This is a genomic window from uncultured Veillonella sp. (assembly GCF_900545205.1).
Lineage (GTDB): Bacteria > Bacillota > Negativicutes > Veillonellales > Veillonellaceae > Veillonella.
This window is the reverse complement of the sequence record NZ_UQYC01000108.1, coordinates 1-4,143: the sequence shown is the minus strand read 5'-3', so window position 1 is coordinate 4,143 and position 4,143 is coordinate 1. Positions and strand designations below refer to the sequence as shown.

Annotated in this window: 3 protein-coding genes; 2 read left to right on the top strand and 1 reads right to left on the bottom strand. The window is 40.4% G+C overall.

From position 1 onward, the window contains the following. Positions 1-344: 344 nt before the first annotated feature. Entirely contained in the window at positions 345-1,682 is a 1,338-nt protein-coding gene (locus QZR70_RS08565; RefSeq protein ID WP_295794516.1) for an MFS transporter, read from the bottom strand. A gap of 355 nt (positions 1,683-2,037) precedes the next feature. Between QZR70_RS08565 and QZR70_RS08560 the strand changes: the two genes are divergently transcribed. Then, positions 2,038-2,724 carry a Crp/Fnr family transcriptional regulator gene (locus QZR70_RS08560; RefSeq protein ID WP_295794518.1) on the top strand — a complete coding sequence of 229 codons (687 nt, stop codon included), beginning with the start codon at positions 2,038-2,040 and terminating at the stop codon, positions 2,722-2,724. Between the two features lie 71 nt (positions 2,725-2,795). Then, on the top strand, positions 2,796-4,143 hold a 1,348-nt coding region (locus QZR70_RS08555; protein ID WP_295794514.1), incomplete at its 3' end, for a molybdopterin-dependent oxidoreductase.

Below are 4,143 nucleotides of genomic sequence, written 5' to 3'. Positions count from 1 at the left end.
TATCTCATGAAAATACCCCCTTTACTGGTTGTCCAGTAAAGGGGGTACATATCACTAGCAGTCCCTTTTCTTCCCTCGAAATGAAGGCTATAATTTTGAACAGAAAATTTGTTAACGTCTTGTACTGCGTAAAATATAATTCACTATGTTTGAGTAGCTTATCCATAACTATATTTTCATAAAAGAAAACCCCGCATCAATCCGACTTACGAGGTCAAGGCCCTAGGCCGCAGACCTGATAAGTATGGAGGAGAGATACGGGGTTTCTTTTATCACTTAGTTAAGAAAAGTGAATTATATTTTGTTGTACGGTCCAGTGAACGTAAATTTTCTGTTCCAGAAAATTATACGTTCATATTTGCTGCCTTACGTACGTAGAACCAGTAGCATACTGCTACAGTTACGATGTTGAAGGCTAACAATACTGCGAAGGCTGGATAGATATTACCGAATGTGGAATATGTGAAGCCGAAGATTTTAGGTGTAATGAAAGCACCGTATGCAGCTACGGCAGCAACGAAACCTGTAATTAAAGAGGAAAGCAATGGATTGCCAAATACGTGAGGAATCATACGGAATGTAGCACCAGTTGCGAAGCCACAGCATACGAATGTCAACACGGACATAGCAAAGAAGAATGGGAAGTTGTGCATATCTACGCCAACTGCAATTAGCGCTGTTGTTGCACATAGACCGAGAAGGCTTACAAAGGTAACTTTTGTACCGCTATTGATCTTATCTGCTAACCAACCGCCTACAGGACGAAGGGCACCTGATACAAGAGGACCAACAAATGCGATAGACGCAAATGGAACTTCAGGGAATTCTTTACCTACTAATAAGCCAAGTGCTGCCGCATAACCAGAGAAAGCACCGAAGGAACAAGTGTATAGCAATGTAAGTGCCCAAGTGTGTTTGTTCCCAAAGATTTGTACAAGATTTTTAGGATTTGGTTTTTCTAGTGGTAAGTTATCCATGAAACGTGTCATAAGTGCAAGGATAACAACAAGTGGTACAATCCACATGAAAGCCGCATTGGCAAGGTATACTGCGTTACCTTTGATGATAGCTGGTGTTACACCAAATACGCTACCTAATGCAGCAGAACCCATAGCGAATGGAGCCAAGAAGTAGATTACAGAAATACCAAGGTTACCAACACCGCCGTTGATACCAAGAGCAGTACCTTTTTCGGATTTAGGGAAGAAGTTGCCAATGTACGCCATGGAGGACGAGAAGTTGCCACCCGCTAAACCGATGAGGGCAGTTAAGATCATGAATGTCGTATAAGAAGTTGTTGTATCTTGAACAGCAAAGCCAAGCCATACAACAGGAACTAATAAAATAAGTGTGGAAATAAATGTCCAGTTCTTACCACCGATTAAGGCTGGCATGTAGGTATATACGAAACGTAATGTAGCACCTACAAGACCTGGTAATGCGGCTAATGTAAATAATTGATCTGTTGTAAAGTTAAAGCCAGCGCCATTTAGTTGTGCTGCAATGGTTGCCCATAAATACCATACACAGAATGAAAGGGTTAATGCAATTGTGGATATAACCAAGTTTTGTTTAGCAATTTTTTTACCAAACTTTTCCCAAAATTCTGGATTTTCTGGTTGCCAATTAGCCACAATTTCGCTACGGCTTGCCCCTACTTGAGGCATTTTTAGTTCGCTCATTTTGAACTTCTCCTTACTAAAAAACTATACATGCAATGAAGACATGGAAGATACAATTATCAGTCAATGTATATGAATATTGCAATTTATAGAATTTCTATAGAAAATATTCGAATCACTTAGAGAACTGAGTTATAATTATTGTATCAACAAAATTTGCAATGTCTTATATCACAAATATATTATATATTGTAAAATTTTTTGTGAATGTGACATAAAACACACATATTCTGAAATTAATAAGTTATAATAATCTTATATATACAAAAAAGTATATAATACATGTGCTTTTACTATAAATAGATTAGTATAACTAATGGATTTTATTTTAAAAGTACAATGGAGTGGTGAAGGTATGGATAAAAATTTAATTAACCAATTACTTGCTTTGCCGGGCGAGGAACTCCATCTTAAAAAAGGTGATTTTCTCTTCCACGAGGGGGACAAGGCAGAACACTTTTACGTAGTGTTAAAAGGTAGAATGAGCATTAAGAAATTCGAATCTAGTGGGCACATTTTTGCGTTGCGTCTAGTAGGTCCGAATAATGTAATTGGTGAGGTTCCGTTGTATGAGGAGAACACAAGAACTTATGTGTTCAACGCCATCGCTCGGGAGGATTGCTCTGTTTATTCCATTCGCTATGATGTGTTAGAGCCAGCTATTGCACAAGATCATTCATTGGCTATTGCGATGATGCAAATCTACACATTACATATGCGTCGTCAACAGGCAAAATACCGAGACTTGCTACTATATGGCAAGAAGGGAGCATTTTATTCTACCTTGTTGCGCTTAGCCAATAGTTATGGTGTAGAGCGCGAGGATGGTATCTTTATCGATATCGCCCTAACAAATCAAGAGTTGGCTGAATTTGCTGCCACATCAAGAGAAAGTTTAAATCGCATGCTAAGTGAGTTGCGTAAGTTGGGCTATGTAGCCTATGACAAACACCATCTAGTAATCTGTGATTTTGATGCTTTAATCGGATTGCTTGATTTAGAGGTTGATAATATAGACCCTAATATTAGTAATATCGAATAACAGTATTTTCTCCTTTGTGTTAGCTCAGCTAGCACAAAGGATTTTTTTGTAGTTTTGAAGGAGGACACGAGATGAGCTTGTTGTCTCAAAAGTTTAAGTTTCTTCGCAAGAAGAACGTATCTCCAAGCGGCCATCAAATAACTGAAGATGGCGGTCGCGAGTGGGAAAATTTTTATCGTGACCGTTGGTCTTACGATAAAGTTGTCCGCACAACGCATGGCGTAAACTGTACTGGTTCTTGTAGCTGGAATATCTACGTTAAGAATGGTGTTGTAGCGTGGGAAAATCAGGCTACTGATTACCCTGAAACACCAGATGATATGCCGGATTACGAACCACGTGGGTGCCCTCGTGGTGCAACATTCTCTTGGTATCTCTATAGCCCATTGCGCGTAAAATATCCATATGTGCGCGGCGAATTGGCTGAGCTTTGGAGAGAAGCTAAAAAGCATGCTAAGAACCCGATCGAAGCTTGGAAATCTATCGTAGAAGATCCTGAAAAAGCGAAAAAATACAAATCTGCCCGTGGTATGGGTGGCTTTGTGCGCTCCACATGGGATGAAGCGACAGAAATTACTGCTGCATCCTTATTATATACTGCAAAAACATACGGCCCTGACCGCAACGCAGGCTTCTCTGTAATTCCAGCGATGTCCATGTTGTCCTATGCAGCAGGTGCTCGTTTCCTTAACTTAATGGGTGGTTCACCATTGTCCTTCTATGACTGGTATGCCGATTTACCACCTTCTAGCCCTCAAGTTTGGGGTGAACAAACTGATACACCTGAATCTGGTGACTGGTACAATGCTGGTTACATCATGACTTGGGGTTCTAACGTACCATTGACTCGTACGCCAGATGCTCACTTCTTAACAGAGGTTCGTTACAAAGGTACTAAAGTTGTATCCGTATCTCCTGACTATGCGGAATCCACAACTTCTTCCGATGCTTGGCTCAATGTAAAAGCCGGCACTGATGCGGCTCTTGCTATGGCAATGGGCCACGTAATCTTGAAAGAATACTACATCGATAAAGAAACTCCATACTTCAAAGAGTATGCAAAAGAGTTTACTGATATGCCATTCCTTGTACGCGTTGAAGATATCAATGGCACTGTACAACCAGGCCGTTTCTTGAATGCTAAGGACTTAGGTCGCCAAGAGGAAGGCGCAGACTTCCAAATGGTATTGATCGATGAACTTACAAATGAAATCGTTGTTCCTAATGGTACGATGGGTGAACGTCACACGAACCCTCAAAAATGGAATTTGCGTCTTGAAAATCGCGATACAGGTGCTAAAATTGACCCTCGTTTATCCGTATTTGATCAACGTGAAGATGTAACTGTTGTTAAGTTGCCATATTTTGGCGATGAAGAGCACGAAGGCGTTATTGAACGTGCTATTCCAACGATTACAG

What these genes read in the sequence shown, in the direction of transcription:
- QZR70_RS08560 (WP_295794518.1), top strand. Translation starts at nt 2,038, where the DNA reads ATGGATAAAAATTTAATTAACCAATTACTTGCTTTGCCGGGCGAGGAA.
- QZR70_RS08565 (WP_295794516.1), bottom strand. Translation starts at nt 1,682, where the DNA reads ATGAGCGAACTAAAAATGCCTCAAGTAGGGGCAAGCCGTAGCGAAATT.